A 17,165-nucleotide genomic window follows, 5' to 3' on the forward strand; every position below is an offset into this window, starting at 1 on the left:
TATGACACTGACCGGTCGCAAGGTCTTCTTCATCACCGCCGGCGCCTTCGCCGTTATCATCGGCGTCAACGTCACCATGGCCGTGCTCGCCGTGGGGACATTCCCGGGCCTGGAGGTGAAGAACAGCTACGTAGCAAGTCAGTCCTTCGATGCGGATCGGGCGGCACAGGAAGCGCTCGGCTGGAACGTCGAGGCAGATGTTTCGGACGGTATGTTGACCATCGCCTTCACCGGCAGGAGCGGCTATCCGGTTGAGGTGAAGAGTATCGATGCAATCGTAGGTCGTGCGACGCACGTCCGCGATGATGTCGCTCCCGAGTTCACCTACAACGATGGAACATTTACGGCGCCATTGGACCTGCCGCCTGGTAACTGGGATATTAGGATGGTTGCCACGGCACCGGACGGGACGGCCTTCAAGAAGAGGCTTTCTCTGCATCTCGATAACTGAGCGGGAATGACTGACAGCACCTACACCGAACCGCCAACGGCCTCAGCTTGTCCAGCCTGCGACGCGGCTCCGATGGCACGTCGTATTGCGGCCAGTGGCGCGCAGGATGGGGCGGTCGGACCGGGTCGATTGATGCTTTCGCTGCCCGGTATTCATTGTGCGGCGTGCATCACGACTGTCGAGCGTGCATTGGACGATCACCCGGGGGTGCGTTCCGCGCGGGTGAACCTATCGCTCAAACGGGCAACTGTCGAAGCCGATCCGGAGGTTACCGCCCAGGCCCTCGTGGCGGCAGTGGCAGGCGTCGGCTACGAAGCGCACGAGTTGGAAAGCGCGGTATTGAGTGCCACCGCGACGGATCGCCAAGGGCGGGACCTGCTGATGCGGCTCGCGGTGGCTGGGTTCGCCGCGATGAACGTGATGCTTCTTTCAGTTGCGGTCTGGTCCGGCGCCGCCGATGCCACACGTGACCTGTTCCATTGGATTTCCGCTCTGATCGCGATTCCCGCGGTCGCCTTTTCCGGACAACCTTTCTTCCGCAATGCCTGGGCGGCACTTAGGCATGGGCGGCTCAACATGGATGTGCCAATCACGCTTGCCATCCTGCTGGCACTCGGAACCTCTCTCTACGAGACGGCGCATTCGGGCGAGCACGCGTATTTCGATGCCGCTATTTCGCTCACGTTCTTTCTCCTGGCTGGCCGTTATTTGGACCATCGCACACGGGCAATCGCGCGGTCGGCGGCGGAAGAACTCGCAGCGCTTGAGGTGCCGCGGGCGGAGCGCCTTTCGGACAACGGGGAGGAGACCGTCAACGTTGCCGATCTGGTGCCGGGAGATCTGATCCGGGTGCGACCGGGCGGTCGAATGCCGGTCGACGGCCAGATCGTTGAGGGTACGAGCGAGATTGATCGCTCGCTACTGACAGGTGAGACGGTGCCGGTTTTTGCTGAGCAAGGGCAGGCAGTGAGCGCGGGAGAGGTCAACCTTACGGGTCCACTAACCGTACGGGTGACCGCGGCCGGTCGTGACAGTTCCCTGCATCGCATGGCGGATCTGGTCGCAATGGCCGAAAGCTCACGGAACCGCTACACGTCGCTGGCAGACCGGGCCGCGGGCCTCTACGCCCCCGGCGTGCATATCCTGTCCTTTGTCGCCGCGGTTGGCTGGTATCTCTATACCGGCGACGTGCGTCTTGCGATCAACATTGCCGCGGCCGTGCTCATCATTACCTGTCCCTGTGCGCTCGGGCTGGCGGTGCCAGCCGTCACCACCGCGGCCTCGGGGCGGCTGTTTCGGCGGGGAATGCTGATAAAGGACGGCACCGCGCTGGAGCGGTTGGCGGAGGTCGACACGGTCGTCTTTGACAAGACGGGCACACTAACTCTTGGCGCGCCGATACTGGAAGAAGACGACACCTGGTCGGACGAAGATCTGCGACTGGCGGCCGCGATGGCGGAAGGCTCGTCTCATCCACTGTCACGCGCCCTCAGCGAAGCGGCGCAGGTTCGGGGACATGCTGTCGACCGTGTGGAATCGCTGACCGAAGTGCCCGGCTATGGTACGCAAGGCACTTGGCGCGGGCACAGGGTGCGGCTTGGCCGCGCGGACTGGGTCGGTGCGGAAGCCGGTGAGCGGACCGCAAGCTGGCTTTCAATCGAGGGTATGCCGCCGATCCGGTTCACGTTCACCGACCGGCTGCGCCCCGGCGCGGTGGAAGCGGTGCAGGGGCTGAAGGAGACTGGCCTTTCCGTGGCGCTTGTTTCAGGGGATGCGCAGACGGCAGTGGAAACCTTCGCGCGGCGGCTCGGGATCGACGATGTCACCGCCGAAGCGCTTCCGGAGGACAAGGCCAGACGCATCGAAGCCCTCCGCGGTGCGGGCCGGCGGGTTCTGATGGTGGGTGACGGACTCAACGATACGGCCGCGCTTGCCGCCGCCCATGTGTCCATCTCGCCAGCGTCTGCGCTTGACGCCGCCCGGGTCGCGTCAGACATCGTGTTGCTGGGCGAGGACATCGCCCCGCTCGCCTCCGCGGTGACGACGGCACGCTCGGCCGTGACCCGGATCAAGCAGAATTTCACCATCGCGACTCTTTACAACGTGATAGCAGTGCCGATTGCGATCGCCGGTTTTGCGACGCCTCTCGCGGCGGCGCTTGCGATGTCGGCCTCATCAATCACGGTCTCGCTCAACTCATTGCGGCTGAGGTGAAGCGGTGGAAGTTTTGGCGTTCCTGATACCTATCTCGCTCTTTCTCGGCGGCCTTGGGCTTGTAGCCTTTTTCTGGACCGTCCGGAGTGACCAGTACGACGATCCGGAGGGCGACAGTCATCGTATCTTGTCGGACGAGTACGACGAGCACCCGAAGACGCCACGCAAGCGCTGAGCGAATATCGCATTGGACTTGCCCGCGAACGAAAGAACGGCGACCGTGTTGGCCGCCGTTCAGTGTGTTTTGCCTTGTGCTCGGGCTTAAGAGCCGTTTGGTCCGAAAGTCGAGCATTCCGCACCGCGCGCTTCGAGCCGACGGCAGGCCAATGCAGCCTGTTCTTCGCTGAGGCCGAGGAAGTTCGCGTCAAAGCCACTGTTGCGCTGTGCGACCTTGCGAAGCGCGCCGTCGAGTGTGGACATCTCGGTCAGGGCAGTTTTCAGAAGAACCCGCTCAGCCTTGTACCGAGAGGGGTAGCTGCCGACATTGATCCCCCAGTGACGTCCACCTGAGGTTGAAACCCGGGAGACGACGACCTGCTCGCCTGTGGGTTCTTTCGCCGGAATAGCGGCGGCGAAGTCCATGCGTTTGGGGCGGGGCATCGGCAGTGCGCTGGTCGCACTCGCGGCCACGCGGATTTCCTGTGCCGCCGGGGTCGCACTCGGCATCTGTTCATCGGCGCTGTCGGTGCTTGCTGATGCGGTGGTCGCGTTCGTGGCCATTGCAACGGCGGCTTCGATACCGCTTTGCATTGCGGCGATTTTGACGTTCGCCACCGGAGCCTGGACCGGGCGACCGAGTGGGCGCACCGATCGGCTTACTGCGCGGGCGACTTTCACGGTCTTGGCGGCTGGCGTGGAATCATTGCCGGCATAACGGGGTGGATTCGGCTTGCGGACAGCGGCGTGCCGCGGCGCACGCTTGAAGCCCAGGTCCATCAATTCGGCAACCTTCGCGTTGCGGGCTGCACTTGAACTGGCGCCGAAGACGGTTGTGATAATCCGGGTGTTGCCGCGATGGGCAGAGGCGACGAGGTTAGAGCCGGCGGCGTTGGTGTAGCCTGTCTTGATCCCGTCCGCGCCCTTGTAGGCCGCCAGGAACTTGCGGTTCGTGTTATAGACTGTCCGGATCTTGGCGTCCGTCGAACGCCGGGAAAACAGGTTGTAGTATTCGGGATAGTCGTAGAACAGGTGTCGTCCGAGGATCGTCATGTCCCGCGCCGTCGAAAGGTGCCCGGATTCGGTCAGGCCGTTCATGTTCTTGAAGGTCGTGCGCGTCATGCCGAGCGCCTTTGCCGTGCGGTTCATACGGCGGGCGAAGGCCGCCTCGCTACCGGAAATCGCTTCGCCAATGGCGGTCGCGGCATCGTTGGCCGATTTTACCGCGGCCGCGCGGATCAGGTAGCGAAGCTCGATCTGTTGACCGGCCTTCAGACCGAGCTTGGAAGGAACCTCGTTTGCCGCCTTCTTGGAGATGCGCACCTTGGTATCGAGCCCGATCTCGCCATGTTCGACGGCCTCGAATGCAATGTAGAGCGTCATCATCTTGGTGAGAGACGCCGGGTGCAGCCGCGTGTCGGCATTGCGGGAATGCAGAACCTCCCCAGTTCGGGCGTCCATGACCATGGCTGCATATGGAGCCGCGCCGGCACGAATGGACGTGCCGATCATCACGGCGAAGGTCAGAATGAGAATCACGGGGAATGCGAGCGCACGGCGCCCACAAGTGCTCGTCGTCATCACGAAGCCTGCCTCTGTCTGCCTCAAGCCGCCCTGTTTTCAGGGTCGGATTCTTTTTTGCTCCCGGGCATCGTAGCACGCTCCGATGGAGTCGAAAAGCGTTCGAATTCAACGTGTTTTCGGGTGGTATTCAAGCAACAAGCGCAAGATGTCGGGGGCAAAACCCGCCTAGCTACAAGATTTTAGCCGATTTCGGCCACCAATTCCGGCAGATTGCCGAGATCATCCAAAACCCGGTAACGGTCGTGTCCTTCGGGTGGTTCGGCGGCCTCCAGAGCCCAGGCCAGGTGAAAGGGCACGTGAATGCCCCAGGCGCCGGCAGCGATTGCCGGAACCACGTCGGATTTCATCGAATTGCCGACCATCATGGCGCGGTCCGCACCATCCCCGTGCTCGCTGAATATCCGCCCGTAGACGTCGGGTGACTTCTCCGAGACGATTTCGACCCCATCGAAATACTCCCACAAGCCCGATTCCGTCAGCTTGCGCTCCTGGTCGAGCAGATCGCCCTTGGTGATGAGCAAAACGCGGTGATGCGACGCGGCCATGGCCTTTACCGCGGCTTCCGCGTGCGGAAGCAACTCGATCGGATGGCGCAACATATCCTGACCAATCTCGAGAATCCGGTTGATCACCGTTGCCGGAACGCGCCCATCCGTGACCTCTATGGCCGTTTCGATCATCGACAACATGAAGCCCTTGATGCCGTATCCGTAGTGGCCGATGTTGCGTTTCTCGGAGTCGAGCAGGCGTTCGTCGAGGGTCGTTCGGTCGGTATAGTCGCTCAGTAGGTCGGCGAATCGGTCCTGCGTGAGGACGTAAAATCGCTCATTGTGCCAGAGCGTATCGTCGGCATCGAAGCCGATTGTCGTTACTTTCATGGGCGTTGCCCTCGCTCGCCTCGTCTGAACCCTTTTCAGACCATACCTAGCAGCTATATAAACGCAGACGACGCCGGATTTCCCAGTAGCCAATGGAGCGCACCGCGCCTTGACCCGCCTCAGCGAGCCCTTTTTGTCCTCCGACGACGACCAGACCGATGGCGAAACCGGCGTCGCGACCAAAACGCGCCCGCGCACGCAACGCCCGCCACTGTACAAGGTCCTCCTTCTGAACGACGACTACACGCCGATGGAATTCGTCGTGCACATACTCGAACGTTTCTTCGGTATGACCCATGCCCAGGCGTTCGAGTTAATGCTCGTCGTACACAAGAAGGGCGTCGCGGTTGTCGGTGTGTTCAGCCACGAGGTGGCGGAGACCAAGGTCGCCCAAGTGATGGATTTCGCGCGGCGCCACCAACACCCTCTCCAATGCACGATGGAGAAGGAATAATCCCACCGGCCAGCAGGCAATCCATAGTCTTGGACTTTCCAAGCCTGCTTCCGCCCGTTCACCGCATCGCCGTCCATGTCGAAGAGGCATCGATTATTTGATGTGCCTGTCGTAACGGGATTGCGCCGCACAACTTGCATCCACATCGGTTTGGTAGTCTAACTTTTTGCATGTGCCCCGTAAGTGGGCAGACCTTGCAGGGAGAAAATCAATGAAATTTTCGCGGACAATCACCGCAGCCATGATGTGTGCAACGGCTCTGGCCGGGGCGGCATCGGCTCAGACCCTCGTCTATTGCTCCGAAGGCTCGCCCGAAGGGTTCGACCCGGCACTCTATACGTCCGGCACGACCTTCGACGCGTCCGAACACACGATCTACGACAAGCTCACCTTGTTCGAGACCGGCACGACGAATGTCATCCCCGGGCTTGCCGAAAGCTGGGAAGTTTCCGAGGACGGCACCGAATACACCTTCAATCTTCGCCAAGGTGTGAAGTTCCATGGCAATGACCAGTTCACGCCCTCCCGCGACTTCAATGCGGACGACGTGATCTTTTCGTTCATGCGCCAGGGCGACCCGGAGAACCCCTACAACCAAGTTTCCGGCGGCACGTGGGAGTACTTCAACGGCATGTCGATGCCGGATCTGATCAAGGAAATCGTCAAGGTCGACGATTACACCGTCAAGTTCGTGCTGGCCCGCCCCGAAGCGCCGATGATCTCCAACCTCGCAATGGGTTTTGCTTCGATCATGTCGAAGGAATACGCCGACGCGATGCTGGAAGCCGGCACGCCCGAGATGCTCAACCAGGCACCCATCGGTACCGGCCCGTTCAAGTTCGTCGCCTACCAAAAGGACGCCGTGGTGCGCTACATGCGCAACGACGACTACTGGCGCGATCCGGCCGCGATTGAAAATCTGGTCTTTGCGATCACACCGGATGCTTCGGTGCGGTACCAGAAGCTTCAGGCCGGCGAATGCCACGTAATGCCCTATCCGAACCCGGCAGACATCCAGGCGATGAAGGACAACCCGGACGTCAACGTGATGGAACAGCAGGGTCTGAACGTGGGCTACTTGGCCTACAACACTCAGTTGCCGCCATTTGACAACCCGAAGGTCCGCAAGGCGCTCAACATGGCCATCGATAAGCAGGCCATTATCGACGTGGTGTTCCAGGGCTCCGGCGAGATCGCCAAGAACCCGATCCCGCCGACCATCTGGTCCTACAATGACGCGATTGAAGACGATGCGTTCGATCCCGATGCGGCAAAGGCGGCGCTGGAAGCGGAAGGTGTCTCCGATCTGTCCATGAAGGTCTGGGCGATGCCGGTGCAACGCCCCTACAACCCCAATGCCCGTCGCATGGCTGAGCTGATCCAGGCCGATTTTTCCAATATCGGCGTGGACGTCGAAATCGTCTCCTATGAGTGGGGCGAATACCTGGATCGTTCCAAGGCCGTGGACCGCGATGGCGCGGTGCTGCTTGGCTGGACGGGCGACAACGGCGATCCGGACAACTTCCTGGCCGTGCTCTTGGGCTGTGACGGTGTTGGCGGCTCGAACAGGGCTCAGTGGTGCCACGAACCGTTCGAGAAACTGATCCAGGATGCCAAGGTGCTGCCGACCCAGGAAGAGCGTGCTAAGCTCTATGAGGAGGCTCAAGTCGTCTTCAAGGAGCAAGCGCCCTGGGCCACCATCGCCCACTCGGTCGTCTTCATGCCAATGCGCCCAGAGGTGGAAGGCTACAAGGTGCACCCGCTCGGCGGGCACATCTTCTACGGCGTCAGCCTCGCCGAATAAACGTGATGTGGACCGGGGCGTAACAACGCCCCGGTTCGTTCCGCCAGGTTTTATCCCAGATGGATCGCTATAGCGCCCTGCGCCGCACGGCCAGAGACGTCGGCGCCGATGCCGTGGCCCTTGTGCCCGGCCCAAATTTCGAGCGCCTGTACAATACCTCATTTCACAGTCTTGAGCGTCCGCTGGTTGTCATCGTCCCAGTGGAGAATGCGCCGGCAGCGGTGGTTCCAAACCTCGAAATGAGAAGCTTCGATGCGCTCGGCTTCGAAGGGAAGGTCTTCGACTGGAGAGATCAGGACGGATACGCAAGTGCCTTCGCGGCGCTGGCAAAGCAAACTCCGCTCGGCACATTGGCTGTCGAAGGGCAGGTGATGCGCGTTTTTGTTCATCACGCGCTGAAAACGGCCTATCCGGGATTGCAGATCGTCGATGCGGAACGAGAGATATCCGCACTGCGCAGGGTGAAGTCACCGCAAGAAATCGCGACGCTGGAATGCGCAATCAGGGCGTCGGAACAAGCGCTGGCCGAAGTGTTGGAGCAGGTGCGGACCGGCCAGACCGAGGCCGAGGTCGAAAGCCTTCTGACACAGGCGCTTTTTCGTAACGGCGCGCAGGAACATGCCTTCGGTCCGATTGTGGCCGCTGGCGACAATTCGGCGAAACCCCACGCGCATGCACGCACCGACTATGCCTTGAGGGACGGAGATACGCTGTTGTTCGACTTCGGCGCGCGGGTCGACGGGCTGAATGCAGACATCACGCGCACGGTCTTTGTCGGACACGCAACGGACGAGGCGCGTTCGGTCTATGAGGTAGTTTTGGCCGCCAACCTCAAAGGCCACGAAATCACCCGCCCGGGAGTAACGGCACACGATGTGGATGACGCGTGTACGGCGGTGCTCGAGGCGTCGCCTTGGTCCGACTGGATCCGTACGAAAACCGGCCATGGCCTCGGCCGCGCCGTCCACGAGGCGCCACAGATCATGCGCGGCAACCATGAAATACTGGAACCGGGTATGGTGTTTACCATCGAGCCGGGGCTATACGGCGACGGAGCGTTCGGAATACGCATCGAGGACGACGTGCTCGTCACCGAAACGGGGTGCCGCTCGCTCACGACCTTTCCCAAGGAATTGACCGTGGTTGGACAATGCTGAAGTTCTTGCTGTCGCGCCTGTTGACCTTCGTGCCGACCTTCATCGGCGTGACGCTCATCTCGTTTTCATTCATCCGGTTGCTTCCGGGCGATCCGATCATCGTGATGGCCGGCGAGCGCGGGGTGAGCGCGGAACGATATGCCGAGTTGCAGGCACAATTCGGCTTCGACCGGCCGTTGGTGATTCAATACTGGGACTACATGACCGGTGTTCTACGAGGTGATCTCGGTACGTCGTTTGTCACCAAGAAGCCGGTTTTCGAAGAGTTTTTTGCGCTTTTCCCAGCGACGCTCGAATTGTCGATCTGCGCAATGATCTTTGCGGTGGTGCTTGGCCTGCCCGCAGGCATCATCGCCGCAATCAACCGTGGCAAGCTCTTCGACCGCGCGCTGATGTCCACCGCGCTTGTTGGATACTCCATGCCGATCTTCTGGTGGGCGTTGCTCATGATCATCGTCTTTTCCGGCTGGCTTGGCTGGACACCGGTCTCGGGGCGGATCTCGCTGTTGTTTTATTTCGACGACGTGACGGGCTTCATGCTGATCGACTCGCTGCTTTCGGGTCAGGCAGGCGCCTTCCGGTCCGCTGCGGTGCACCTTATCCTGCCAACGATCGTGCTTGGTACGATCCCGCTCGCAGTCATTGCGCGACAAACTCGCTCGGCGATGCTGGAGGTATTGTCGGAGGACTACATCCGCACTGCCCGCGCCAAGGGTTTGCCGCCCAACCGCGTGACCTTCATTCACGCATTGCGCAATGCGTTGATCCCGGTGGTAACCGTGGTGGGCCTGCTCGTCGGAACACTGCTTGGCGGTGCGATTCTCACTGAGTCGATCTTCTCCTGGCCTGGTATCGGCAAATGGATGCTCGATTCCATATACCGCCGGGATTACCCGGTGGTGCAGGGCGGGCTCTTGCTGATCGCGGTCATGGTGATGATCGTGAACCTGACGGTCGATGTCCTCTACGGCCTCATCAATCCCAAGATCAGGAAGGCCTGACATGGCAGATGCAACAGTCTCCGTCGAGCGGCCCGGTCGCCTGAGAGAATTCTGGTTCTACTTCCGGGAGAACCGGGGCGCCGTCGTCGGCCTGTGGGTCTTCCTCGCCTTCCTCTTCGTCGCGGTCTTCGCGCCGTTGCTCGCGCCGCACGATCCGACACTGCAATACAGAGACCATTTGCTGCAGCCACCGGCCTGGCAGGAAGGCGGCGAGTGGCGGTTTGTCCTCGGCACTGACGCATTGGGGCGGGACCTGCTGTCACGGCTCCTGCACGGCGCACGCTATTCGTTCTTTGTCGGCATCGTGGTGGTCGTAGTCGCGGCCTCTGGCGGCATTACCGTCGGCCTGCTGGCCGGATTTGCGCCGAAATGGCTCGACTCGATCATCATGCGTACAATGGACGTGATCCTCGCCTTCCCCTCGCTGCTTCTGGCACTGGTGCTGGTGGCCATCCTCGGCCCGACGCTCCTGAACGCGATGATCGCCATCGCTATCGTTCTGCAGCCGCACTACGTACGCCTTACACGGGCCTCGGTGTTGGCCGAACGGCACAAGGACTACGTGACCTCTGCCAAGGTGGTCGGCGCGAGCCGTTGGCGGATGATGTTTGTCACGGTTCTGCCCAACTGCCTGGCGCCGATCATCGTGCAGGCGGCTCTCTCTTTCTCGACCGCGATCCTCGATGCCGCCGCGCTCGGATTCCTAGGCATGGGCGCGCAGCCGCCTACACCGGAGTGGGGAACCATGTTGGCCGAGGCGCGCGAGTTCATTCTGCGTGCCTGGTGGGTCGTCACCTTCCCGGGGCTCGCGATCCTCATTACCGTGATCGCCATCAACCTCATGGGCGACGGGCTGCGCGACGCGCTCGACCCCAAGCTGAAGAGGAGCTGACGACATGGCGCTGCTCGAAGTCCGCAACCTCTCGGTCGATTTTGCAACGACATCCGGTACTTTTCGGGCCGTGGACGGATTCGACCTGACATTGGAGCCCGGGGATATAACCGCGGTCGTGGGAGAATCCGGCTCCGGCAAGTCCGTGGCGTTCCTGGCCATGATGGGGCTTTTACCCTGGACCGCGACGATCACATCGGATGTCATGACTTTTGACGGTAGCGACCTGCGCGGGATTACTCCGAAGCAGCGGCGGCGGATCATCGGCAAGGACATGTCGATGATCTTTCAGGAGCCGATGACCTCGCTCAACCCCTGCTATACGGTGGGTTTCCAGATTAAGGAGGCGCTCCGCATTCACCTGGGGATGGACCGCAATGCGCGCCAAGCGCGGGCCGTCGAGCTTTTCGAACAAGTGGGTATTCCTGCCCCCGAAACCCGCCTGTCGGCGTTTCCGCACCAAATGTCGGGCGGCATGAATCAGCGGGTCATGATCGCCATGGCTATCGCCTGTAAACCGAAGCTGTTGATTGCCGACGAACCCACGACGGCGCTGGACGTGACGATTCAAGCGCAGATCCTTGAACTGCTGACGAGCCTGCAAGAAGAGACGGGTATGGCGCTTGTGCTTATCACGCACGACATGGGCGTGGTGGCAGAAACGGCCGATCGTGTATCGGTGCAGTATGCCGGTCAGAAGGTCGAACAGCAGGCGGTGGTGCCGCTGTTCAATACGCCGCATCACCCCTACACCGCAGCACTCCTGGCGGCGCTGCCAGAGCGTGCCACGACAAAGCACCTGCCCACGATCCCCGGTGTCGTGCCCGGTCAATTCGACCGGCCCAAGGGATGTCTTTTCAGCCCGCGCTGCGCCATGGCGACCGACCTTTGCCGGACAACGCCACCGCCGGTCGCCGGACCCGAACTCGGGGTCGCCCGGTGCCACTACCCGATTAACGTCCCTGTGGAGCAAGACGCATGACCGAGCCAGTCCTCGTCGCCGAGAACCTCACGCAGGAATACGTTCTGAAGGGCGGGTTATTCGGGCAGGATCGTGTGGTGCGCGCCCTGACCGGAGCCTCATTCACGCTTGAAGCCGGAAAGACGTTGGCGGTGGTGGGGGAATCCGGATGCGGGAAGTCCACGCTCGCCCGTTGCATCACCATGATCGAAGAGCCCGTGTCCGGCAGCTTTTCGCTTGATGGCACCTTGGCCGCGCCTGGTACGCACGACGCGTTGCGCACCACCGTTCAGATCGTGTTTCAAGACCCTTACGGCTCGCTCAACCCGCGTCAGCGCTGCGGGCAGATCCTCGAGGAACCACTGCTGATCAATCGCCCCGACCTGTCGCCCGACGAACGGACCCGGCGGGCGCGGGAAATGCTGGATCTGGTTGGCTTGCGCCCGGAGCACTATGACCGATATCCGCACATGTTCTCCGGCGGTCAGCGGCAACGGATCGCCGTGGGACGGGCGCTGATGCTGGAGCCGAAGGTGCTCGTTCTGGACGAACCCGTTTCGGCGCTGGACCTTTCGATCCAGAGTCAGATCCTAAACCTGCTGGTCGATCTGCAAGAGCGTCTCGGGCTCGCCTATCTCTTTATCAGCCATGATCTTTCCGTGGTGAAACATGTCGCCGACGACGTCATCGTGATGTATCTCGGTCGTCCGGTCGAAGTTGGCAGCAAGGAAGAGATCTTCGCCCATCAACGGCACCCCTACACCAAGGCACTGCTCTCAGCGACGCCGATGGCCGACCCCACGTTGCGGAAGGAGCGGATCAAGCTTACGGGCGAGTTGCCCTCTCCGGTCGATATCCCGCCGGGGTGCCCCTTCTCGCCACGATGCTGGAAGGCGCAGGACAAATGTCGCCAGGAACGTCCCGAGCTCGACGCGACGGCTCACGCTGCGGCCTGCCATTTTCCGGAGTAATCACCTGCAAGGGTGAGTTTTGGGACGCTAACGGCTTCGTTACGTGGGCGGTGAGGTGCGATGCTGCGTTGCGGAAACAGTTGCCCGGCGGTAGCGTGGCCTCTACAAATCGGGTGCAACCACCGCACATGCGAACCTGCCAGAGGAGACCTCGGTCATCTCAGATCGGTCCACATCGACGCTGCCCGGGCCTTCTGGCGCAGAGCGCTTCGCGGCGGCGTTCGACCGTTGGATGCAGGCACCGACGGCAGGTCGCTTTCCCTACGCCGAGACACTTGCAACCTACAGGGCAAGCGGCAAGCATTTCGTAGCGCGGAACGTCACGGCGCGGCTCGACGGCTTGCGCGATAACTGGCAGCGCATCGAGGGCGCGGAGGTTGATCGACGCCGCCTCGACGACTTCCTCTTTGTTGCGCTGGACAAGGTCGATGGACGTTACGACTACGCCAGCTATTGTGCCCTTCCGGTGCTTGGCCTGGACCGGATGACAGCGCCCGGACTGACGCGACGCGAGGTGTTGTGCCAACGCGATGCCGCTCAATTGGCGCTGCTCGGGGACTTGGCAGGTTTTGAGTTGGACGCTCTGGAAGGCACGGCGGAGATCCTGCCGGAAAAACGGCCCGCGCCGGACCTCGCACGTCGTCGCCTTCGGCTTGTTCTCGCGGCCCTTCGGCCAACCCTTGAGCGAGAGAGTATTGTTCTTCGGAATGCGGGTCCGGAAGGCGACGCACGGTCTGTCGCCGATCATGCTCGCGCGCGCGTTTCAAAGGCATGGCGGCATCGGCTGGATGCCAGCATGATCCCCGTTCACGTGGTGCATGACGAATACCTTTTCCTTCGGGTTCTTCAGAGCTTTGAAGTGACGTTTGCGTGGATCGCGACCGTTTTGCAGGAGGCTGTGAGCGCTTTGCCCACGGCACCCGCCAGAGCCGTCGAGCGGCTGAAGTTGGCAAACGTTCTCTTGCGCGAAGCCTTGCGTCTTTTTCCGCTCATCGGCTCTCTGCAGCCGGCTGCATTTCATGATTTCCGCCGGTTTACGGAGGGCGCGAGCGCTATTCAGTCGACCGGCTACAAGCGGGTGGAGGCACTTTGCTCCGCTCCGGGTGCCGAGCGATTGAACTCGGTGGCGTATCGTTCCGTGCCGCAGGTGCAGGAAGAGGTGCGCGCGGGTGTTCCTTCGCTTTCCGCGGCACTTGAGACGCTTCGGGATGATCGGGCATCGGAGCCGGATGATCTCGCGTTGCTGGACGCGGAGATGACTGAGTTCGCCCGCCAGTTGGGGCGATGGCGGCAGGCGCATTTCGAACTTGCCCGCCGGTACCTGGGTGAGCGCGGCGGTACCGGGTACACCGAAGGTGTGCCGTACTTGGCGGAGACCCGGCAAATACCGGTTTTTCGCTCCTCTCCGCCCGGGTCTTCCTGACGCAGTTCAGAGAGTCACGAATAGTTTCGCTTTGCCTTGGTCGAAAGGTGAACAGGGACCACCGGACCGGGGGAGACCAACCTATCGTACGGTCGGAGGGGTGGTCCGGCGCTCCCTGTTCGGTTTTTCCAGGTTACCGTTAGGCAGCCTGGACCTCTTTGGGGGGCTCCATTGCGCCGGTCATCATCGCCACCGCTTCGGACATCGAGTGATCCGATGGTTTGATAACGCAAAGGCGCCTGCCAAGACGGTGGATATGGATGCGGTCCGCCACCTCGAACACGTGCGGCATATTGTGCGAAATGAGCACGATCGGTATCCCGCGGGATCGGACGTCTTGAATGAGTTCCAGTACCCGGCGGCTCTCCTTGACGCCGAGCGCCGCGGTGGGTTCGTCAAGGATGATGACCTTCGAACCGAATGCCGCCGCGCGGGCCACTGCGATGCCTTGCCGCTGACCTCCTGAGAGAGTTTCCACCGCCTGCCGGATATTCTGAATGGTCATCAGGCCAAGCTCATTGAGCTTCTCCCGTGCAAAGGCGTCCATGGAGGACTTGTCGAGCTGGCGAAGGTACTTCCCTCGCCAACCGGGTTTGCGCAACTCCCGCCCCATGAACATGTTGTCCGCGATCGACAGGGCAGGGGACATCGCGAGGGTCTGGTAGACGGTCTCGATCCCAGCGGCACGCGCTTCGAGCGGCGAATTGAAGTGGACAGGTTGGCTGTCCAGTTCGACGACGCCCGAGTCGGGCTGGATGGCGCCGGAGAGTGATTTGATCATCACCGACTTTCCTGCCCCGTTGTCGCCGATCACCGCGAGAACCTCGCCGGGATAGAGTTCGAAATCGCAGCCGTTGAGCGCGGTGACCTTGCCGAATTTCTTGACCAGGCCGCGTGCCTGAAGGATGGGTGCCGTGCTCATGCCGTTCCCTTTCTGATCCATTGGTCGACGGTGACCGCGAAGATGATGAGCGCACCGATCAGCAAGTAGGTCCATTGCGGATCTGTGCCGATCATGCGGAGGCCAAGTGAGAACACGCCGACGATGAGGCCTCCCGCGAGAGCGCCGAGGATCGACCCGCGTCCACCGAAGAGCGAGACGCCCCCGATCACCACGGCGGTGATCGCCTCGATGTTGGCGTTTTGGCCGGATGTGGGCGAAACCGACCCGATGCGTCCAATCAGGCACCACCCGGCAAATGCGCAGATGAGACCGGAGAGCGTGTAGACTTGGATGAGCGTGTTCTTGACCTTCACGCCGGAAAGCTCGGCGGCCTCCTGGTCATCGCCCACGGCATAGACATGCCGACCCCACGCCGTATTGCGAAGGACATAGGCCAGCAGGAAAACGATAACCAGCATGGCCACCGCGCCATAGGTGAAGACCGCGCCTCCAAACCGGAAGCTTTCGCCGAATAGCTGGAGCGCGGGTGCCTGTTCCTCGATTTCCTGCGCTCGGATCGTTTCGTTCGCCGAGTAGAGGAAGTTTGCGGCAAGGAAGATCTGCCATGTGCCCAAGGTCACGATGAATGGTGGCAGTTTGACATAGGCGACGAGAACGCCATTGATGAATCCCATCAGCGCGCCGGCCATGAGGCCAATGCCGATGGAGATTTCCGCCGGAATCCCGTAGCGGAAAGTGAACTGGCCCATGATAACCGACGAGAACACCATGATCGCGCCAACCGACAGGTCGATACCCGCGGTCAGGATGACGAGTGTCTGGGCCGAAGCCGTGATTCCGACGATCATTACCTGTTGCAGGATGAGCGTCATTGCAAATGGCGAGAAGAACTTGCTGCCGAGAATAAGTCCGAACACGATCACGGCCATGATTAGAACGAACACGGGCACGGCGGCCGGTGTGGCATGTAGCCAGTTCTGGAGCTTCCGGCCGAAGCTTTCGTCTTGGTCGAACTCGGCCACGTTGGTCGCGGCGTCCTTCAGGACGGACTCGTAGCTTAGTTTTCCGGCGTCGGAGTTTGCGCCATCTGTGTCGGACATTCCAATCTCCCTGACTCTGCTCGCTGGCTTGAACCGCCTGTCACGGCAGTTCCAGTTAGCCCGAAGGCGAGGGGCGGTACGGACCGCCCCCCGTTAGGCGTTTGCTTGATGGAGTTTTCGGGCGTCAGCCCCAGCAGAGATCCATACCCATTTTGGAGTCGATGGATTCGACACCATCGACCGGCGCGTCGGTGATGAGTTTCACACCGGTGTCGAAGAAGTCCTTGCCTTCAGTTGGTTCGGGCTTCACGCCTTCATCGGCCCATTTCTTGATCGCCTCGATCCCCAACGAGGCCATGTCGAGCGGGTATTGCTGCGAGGTTGCACCGATGACACCGTCAGCGACGTTCTGTACGCCGGGGCAGCCGCCATCCACGGAAACGATCAGTACATCGTTCTCACGTCCGATCGCTTTCAGCGCTTCATAGGCGCCCGCAGCGGCGGGTTCGTTGATCGTGTAGACAACATTGATCATCGGGTCTTTGGCGAGAAGGCTCTCCATTGCCTTGCGGCCGCCTTCCTCGTTGCCGGCGGTCACGTCATTGCCGACGATGCGTGGGTCGTCCTCGTCGCCCCATTTGCCGGGGTCTTTGACGTCGATCCCAAATCCGGTCAGAAAGCCCTGATCGCGCAACACGCCCACGGTCGGCTGGCTGACGGCGAGGTCAAGCATTGCAATCTTGGCATCGGCGGCGGCGTCACCCAGTGCTGCGGCAGCCCATTGACCAATGAGTTCCCCGGCAAGGAAGTTGTCGGTGGCAAAGGTCGCGTCGGCGGCGTCGATCGGATCCAACGGCGTGTCGAGTGCGATTACCACCAGCCCGGCGTCGCGCGCTTGCTGCACCGACGAAACGATGGACGAAGTATCGGATGCCGTTATCAGGATTCCCTTGGCGCCGTCGGCGATGCAGGTTTCAATCGCTGCGACCTGTGATTCATGGTCGCCGTCGACCTTACCGGCATATGATTTAAGCGTAATTCCGAGTTCTTCGGCCTTTGCAGTCGCGCCTTCCTTCATTTTCACAAAGAACGGGTTGGTGTCCGTCTTGGTGATCAGACAGGCCGACAGGTCTTGGGCCTGGGCTGCGCCAGCCACACCCAATAGCCCGAGAGCCGATGCACCAAGCAGAGTCCGGGCGAGAGTCTTACGAGATTTCACGGATTTTTCCTCCCATTTCATTCACACGGGCCCTCCCAAGGCCCGGTTTCGGCGGG

At 61.3% G+C, this 17,165-nt stretch carries 16 protein-coding genes; 11 read left to right on the forward strand and 5 right to left on the reverse strand.

The window, feature by feature from the left end; all coding sequences use genetic code 11:
* Nucleotide 1 precedes the first annotated feature (1 nt).
* From ARC39_RS01040 to ccoS, 3 genes are all read left to right on the forward strand, one after another.
* Nucleotides 2-451 carry a FixH family protein gene (locus ARC39_RS01040; protein ID WP_068108727.1) on the forward strand — a complete coding sequence of 150 codons (450 nt, stop codon included), beginning with the start codon at nt 2-4 and terminating at the stop codon, nt 449-451.
* A gap of 72 nt (nt 452-523) precedes the next feature.
* Nucleotides 524-2,665, forward strand: coding sequence for a heavy metal translocating P-type ATPase (locus ARC39_RS01045; protein ID WP_149866265.1), 2,142 nt, complete (start codon nt 524-526; stop codon nt 2,663-2,665).
* A gap of 4 nt (nt 2,666-2,669) precedes the next feature.
* The gene (gene ccoS / locus ARC39_RS01050; RefSeq protein WP_068108733.1) at nt 2,670-2,840 is read left to right on the forward strand and encodes a cbb3-type cytochrome oxidase assembly protein CcoS; all 171 of its coding nucleotides are present in this window, start codon (nt 2,670-2,672) and stop codon (nt 2,838-2,840) included.
* An 86-nt stretch (nt 2,841-2,926) separates the two neighbouring features.
* On the opposite strand, the gene ARC39_RS01055 is transcribed toward ccoS, so the two are convergent.
* Complete coding sequence (locus tag ARC39_RS01055; RefSeq protein WP_078059009.1) at nt 2,927-4,402, reverse strand: D-alanyl-D-alanine carboxypeptidase family protein; 1,476 nt, start codon at nt 4,400-4,402, stop codon at nt 2,927-2,929.
* A 182-nt stretch (nt 4,403-4,584) separates the two neighbouring features.
* Nucleotides 4,585-5,283: an HAD family hydrolase gene (locus ARC39_RS01060; protein ID WP_068108736.1), complete on the reverse strand. Its 699-nt coding sequence runs from the start codon at nt 5,281-5,283 to the stop codon at nt 4,585-4,587.
* A 133-nt stretch (nt 5,284-5,416) separates the two neighbouring features.
* Between ARC39_RS01060 and clpS the strand changes: the two genes are divergently transcribed.
* From clpS to ARC39_RS01100, 8 genes are all read left to right on the forward strand, one after another.
* Nucleotides 5,417-5,737, forward strand: coding sequence for an ATP-dependent Clp protease adapter ClpS (clpS, locus tag ARC39_RS01065; protein ID WP_201455704.1), 321 nt, complete (start codon nt 5,417-5,419; stop codon nt 5,735-5,737).
* Nucleotides 5,738-5,948: 211 nt separating this feature from the next.
* Nucleotides 5,949-7,541 carry an ABC transporter substrate-binding protein gene (locus tag ARC39_RS01070; RefSeq protein WP_068108742.1) on the forward strand — a complete coding sequence of 531 codons (1,593 nt, stop codon included), beginning with the start codon at nt 5,949-5,951 and terminating at the stop codon, nt 7,539-7,541.
* 59 nt (nt 7,542-7,600) lie between these two features.
* Entirely contained in the window at nt 7,601-8,698 is a 1,098-nt protein-coding gene (locus ARC39_RS01075; RefSeq protein ID WP_068108745.1) for a M24 family metallopeptidase, read from the forward strand.
* Nucleotides 8,692-9,699: an ABC transporter permease subunit gene (locus ARC39_RS01080; protein ID WP_068108750.1), complete on the forward strand. Its 1,008-nt coding sequence runs from the start codon at nt 8,692-8,694 to the stop codon at nt 9,697-9,699. The genes ARC39_RS01075 and ARC39_RS01080 overlap by 7 nt, the downstream gene beginning before the upstream one ends.
* 1 nt (nt 9,700) lies before the next feature.
* On the forward strand, nt 9,701-10,591 hold the full coding sequence (locus ARC39_RS01085) for an ABC transporter permease subunit (RefSeq protein WP_068108753.1): 891 nt from the start codon (nt 9,701-9,703) through the stop codon (nt 10,589-10,591).
* Nucleotides 10,592-10,595: 4 nt separating this feature from the next.
* The gene (locus ARC39_RS01090; RefSeq protein ID WP_068108756.1) at nt 10,596-11,573 is read left to right on the forward strand and encodes an ABC transporter ATP-binding protein; all 978 of its coding nucleotides are present in this window, start codon (nt 10,596-10,598) and stop codon (nt 11,571-11,573) included.
* Nucleotides 11,570-12,523, forward strand: a complete 954-nt coding sequence (locus tag ARC39_RS01095; protein WP_068108763.1) for an ABC transporter ATP-binding protein — start codon at nt 11,570-11,572, stop codon at nt 12,521-12,523. Before ARC39_RS01090 ends, ARC39_RS01095 begins: the two co-directional genes overlap by 4 nt.
* Before the next feature lie 232 nt (nt 12,524-12,755).
* Complete coding sequence (locus ARC39_RS01100; RefSeq protein WP_068108765.1) at nt 12,756-13,946, forward strand: tryptophan 2,3-dioxygenase; 1,191 nt, start codon at nt 12,756-12,758, stop codon at nt 13,944-13,946.
* A gap of 139 nt (nt 13,947-14,085) precedes the next feature.
* Here the strand turns inward: ARC39_RS01100 and ARC39_RS01105 are convergent, their stop codons facing one another.
* The 3 genes from ARC39_RS01105 to ARC39_RS01115 form a co-directional block, all read right to left on the reverse strand.
* Entirely contained in the window at nt 14,086-14,868 is a 783-nt protein-coding gene (locus ARC39_RS01105; RefSeq protein WP_068108768.1) for an ATP-binding cassette domain-containing protein, read from the reverse strand.
* The gene (locus ARC39_RS01110) at nt 14,865-15,950 is read right to left on the reverse strand and encodes an ABC transporter permease (protein WP_068108771.1); all 1,086 of its coding nucleotides are present in this window, start codon (nt 15,948-15,950) and stop codon (nt 14,865-14,867) included. The genes ARC39_RS01105 and ARC39_RS01110 overlap by 4 nt, the downstream gene beginning before the upstream one ends.
* A gap of 124 nt (nt 15,951-16,074) precedes the next feature.
* On the reverse strand, nt 16,075-17,079 hold the full coding sequence (locus ARC39_RS01115) for a sugar ABC transporter substrate-binding protein (RefSeq protein WP_068110025.1): 1,005 nt from the start codon (nt 17,077-17,079) through the stop codon (nt 16,075-16,077).
* Nucleotides 17,080-17,165: the final 86 nt, after the last annotated feature.

Origin of the sequence: Tropicimonas marinistellae (assembly GCF_001509585.1) — a bacterium.
GTDB lineage: Bacteria > Pseudomonadota > Alphaproteobacteria > Rhodobacterales > Rhodobacteraceae > Tropicimonas > Tropicimonas marinistellae.

Bases quoted from the DNA above. Each gene is read 5' to 3' on its own strand.
- ARC39_RS01040 (WP_068108727.1), top strand. From the start codon at position 2: ATGACACTGACCGGTCGCAAGGTCTTCTTCATCACCGCCGGCGCCTTC.
- ARC39_RS01045 (WP_149866265.1), top strand. From the start codon at position 524: ATGGCACGTCGTATTGCGGCCAGTGGCGCGCAGGATGGGGCGGTCGGA.
- ARC39_RS01055 (WP_078059009.1), bottom strand. From the start codon at position 4,402: ATGACGACGAGCACTTGTGGGCGCCGTGCGCTCGCATTCCCCGTGATT.
- ARC39_RS01060 (WP_068108736.1), bottom strand. From the start codon at position 5,283: ATGAAAGTAACGACAATCGGCTTCGATGCCGACGATACGCTCTGGCAC.
- ARC39_RS01070 (WP_068108742.1), top strand. From the start codon at position 5,949: ATGAAATTTTCGCGGACAATCACCGCAGCCATGATGTGTGCAACGGCT.
- ARC39_RS01075 (WP_068108745.1), top strand. From the start codon at position 7,601: ATGGATCGCTATAGCGCCCTGCGCCGCACGGCCAGAGACGTCGGCGCC.
- ARC39_RS01080 (WP_068108750.1), top strand. From the start codon at position 8,692: ATGCTGAAGTTCTTGCTGTCGCGCCTGTTGACCTTCGTGCCGACCTTC.
- ARC39_RS01085 (WP_068108753.1), top strand. From the start codon at position 9,701: ATGGCAGATGCAACAGTCTCCGTCGAGCGGCCCGGTCGCCTGAGAGAA.
- ARC39_RS01090 (WP_068108756.1), top strand. From the start codon at position 10,596: ATGGCGCTGCTCGAAGTCCGCAACCTCTCGGTCGATTTTGCAACGACA.
- ARC39_RS01095 (WP_068108763.1), top strand. From the start codon at position 11,570: ATGACCGAGCCAGTCCTCGTCGCCGAGAACCTCACGCAGGAATACGTT.
- ARC39_RS01100 (WP_068108765.1), top strand. From the start codon at position 12,756: ATGCAGGCACCGACGGCAGGTCGCTTTCCCTACGCCGAGACACTTGCA.
- ARC39_RS01105 (WP_068108768.1), bottom strand. From the start codon at position 14,868: ATGAGCACGGCACCCATCCTTCAGGCACGCGGCCTGGTCAAGAAATTC.
- ARC39_RS01110 (WP_068108771.1), bottom strand. From the start codon at position 15,950: ATGTCCGACACAGATGGCGCAAACTCCGACGCCGGAAAACTAAGCTAC.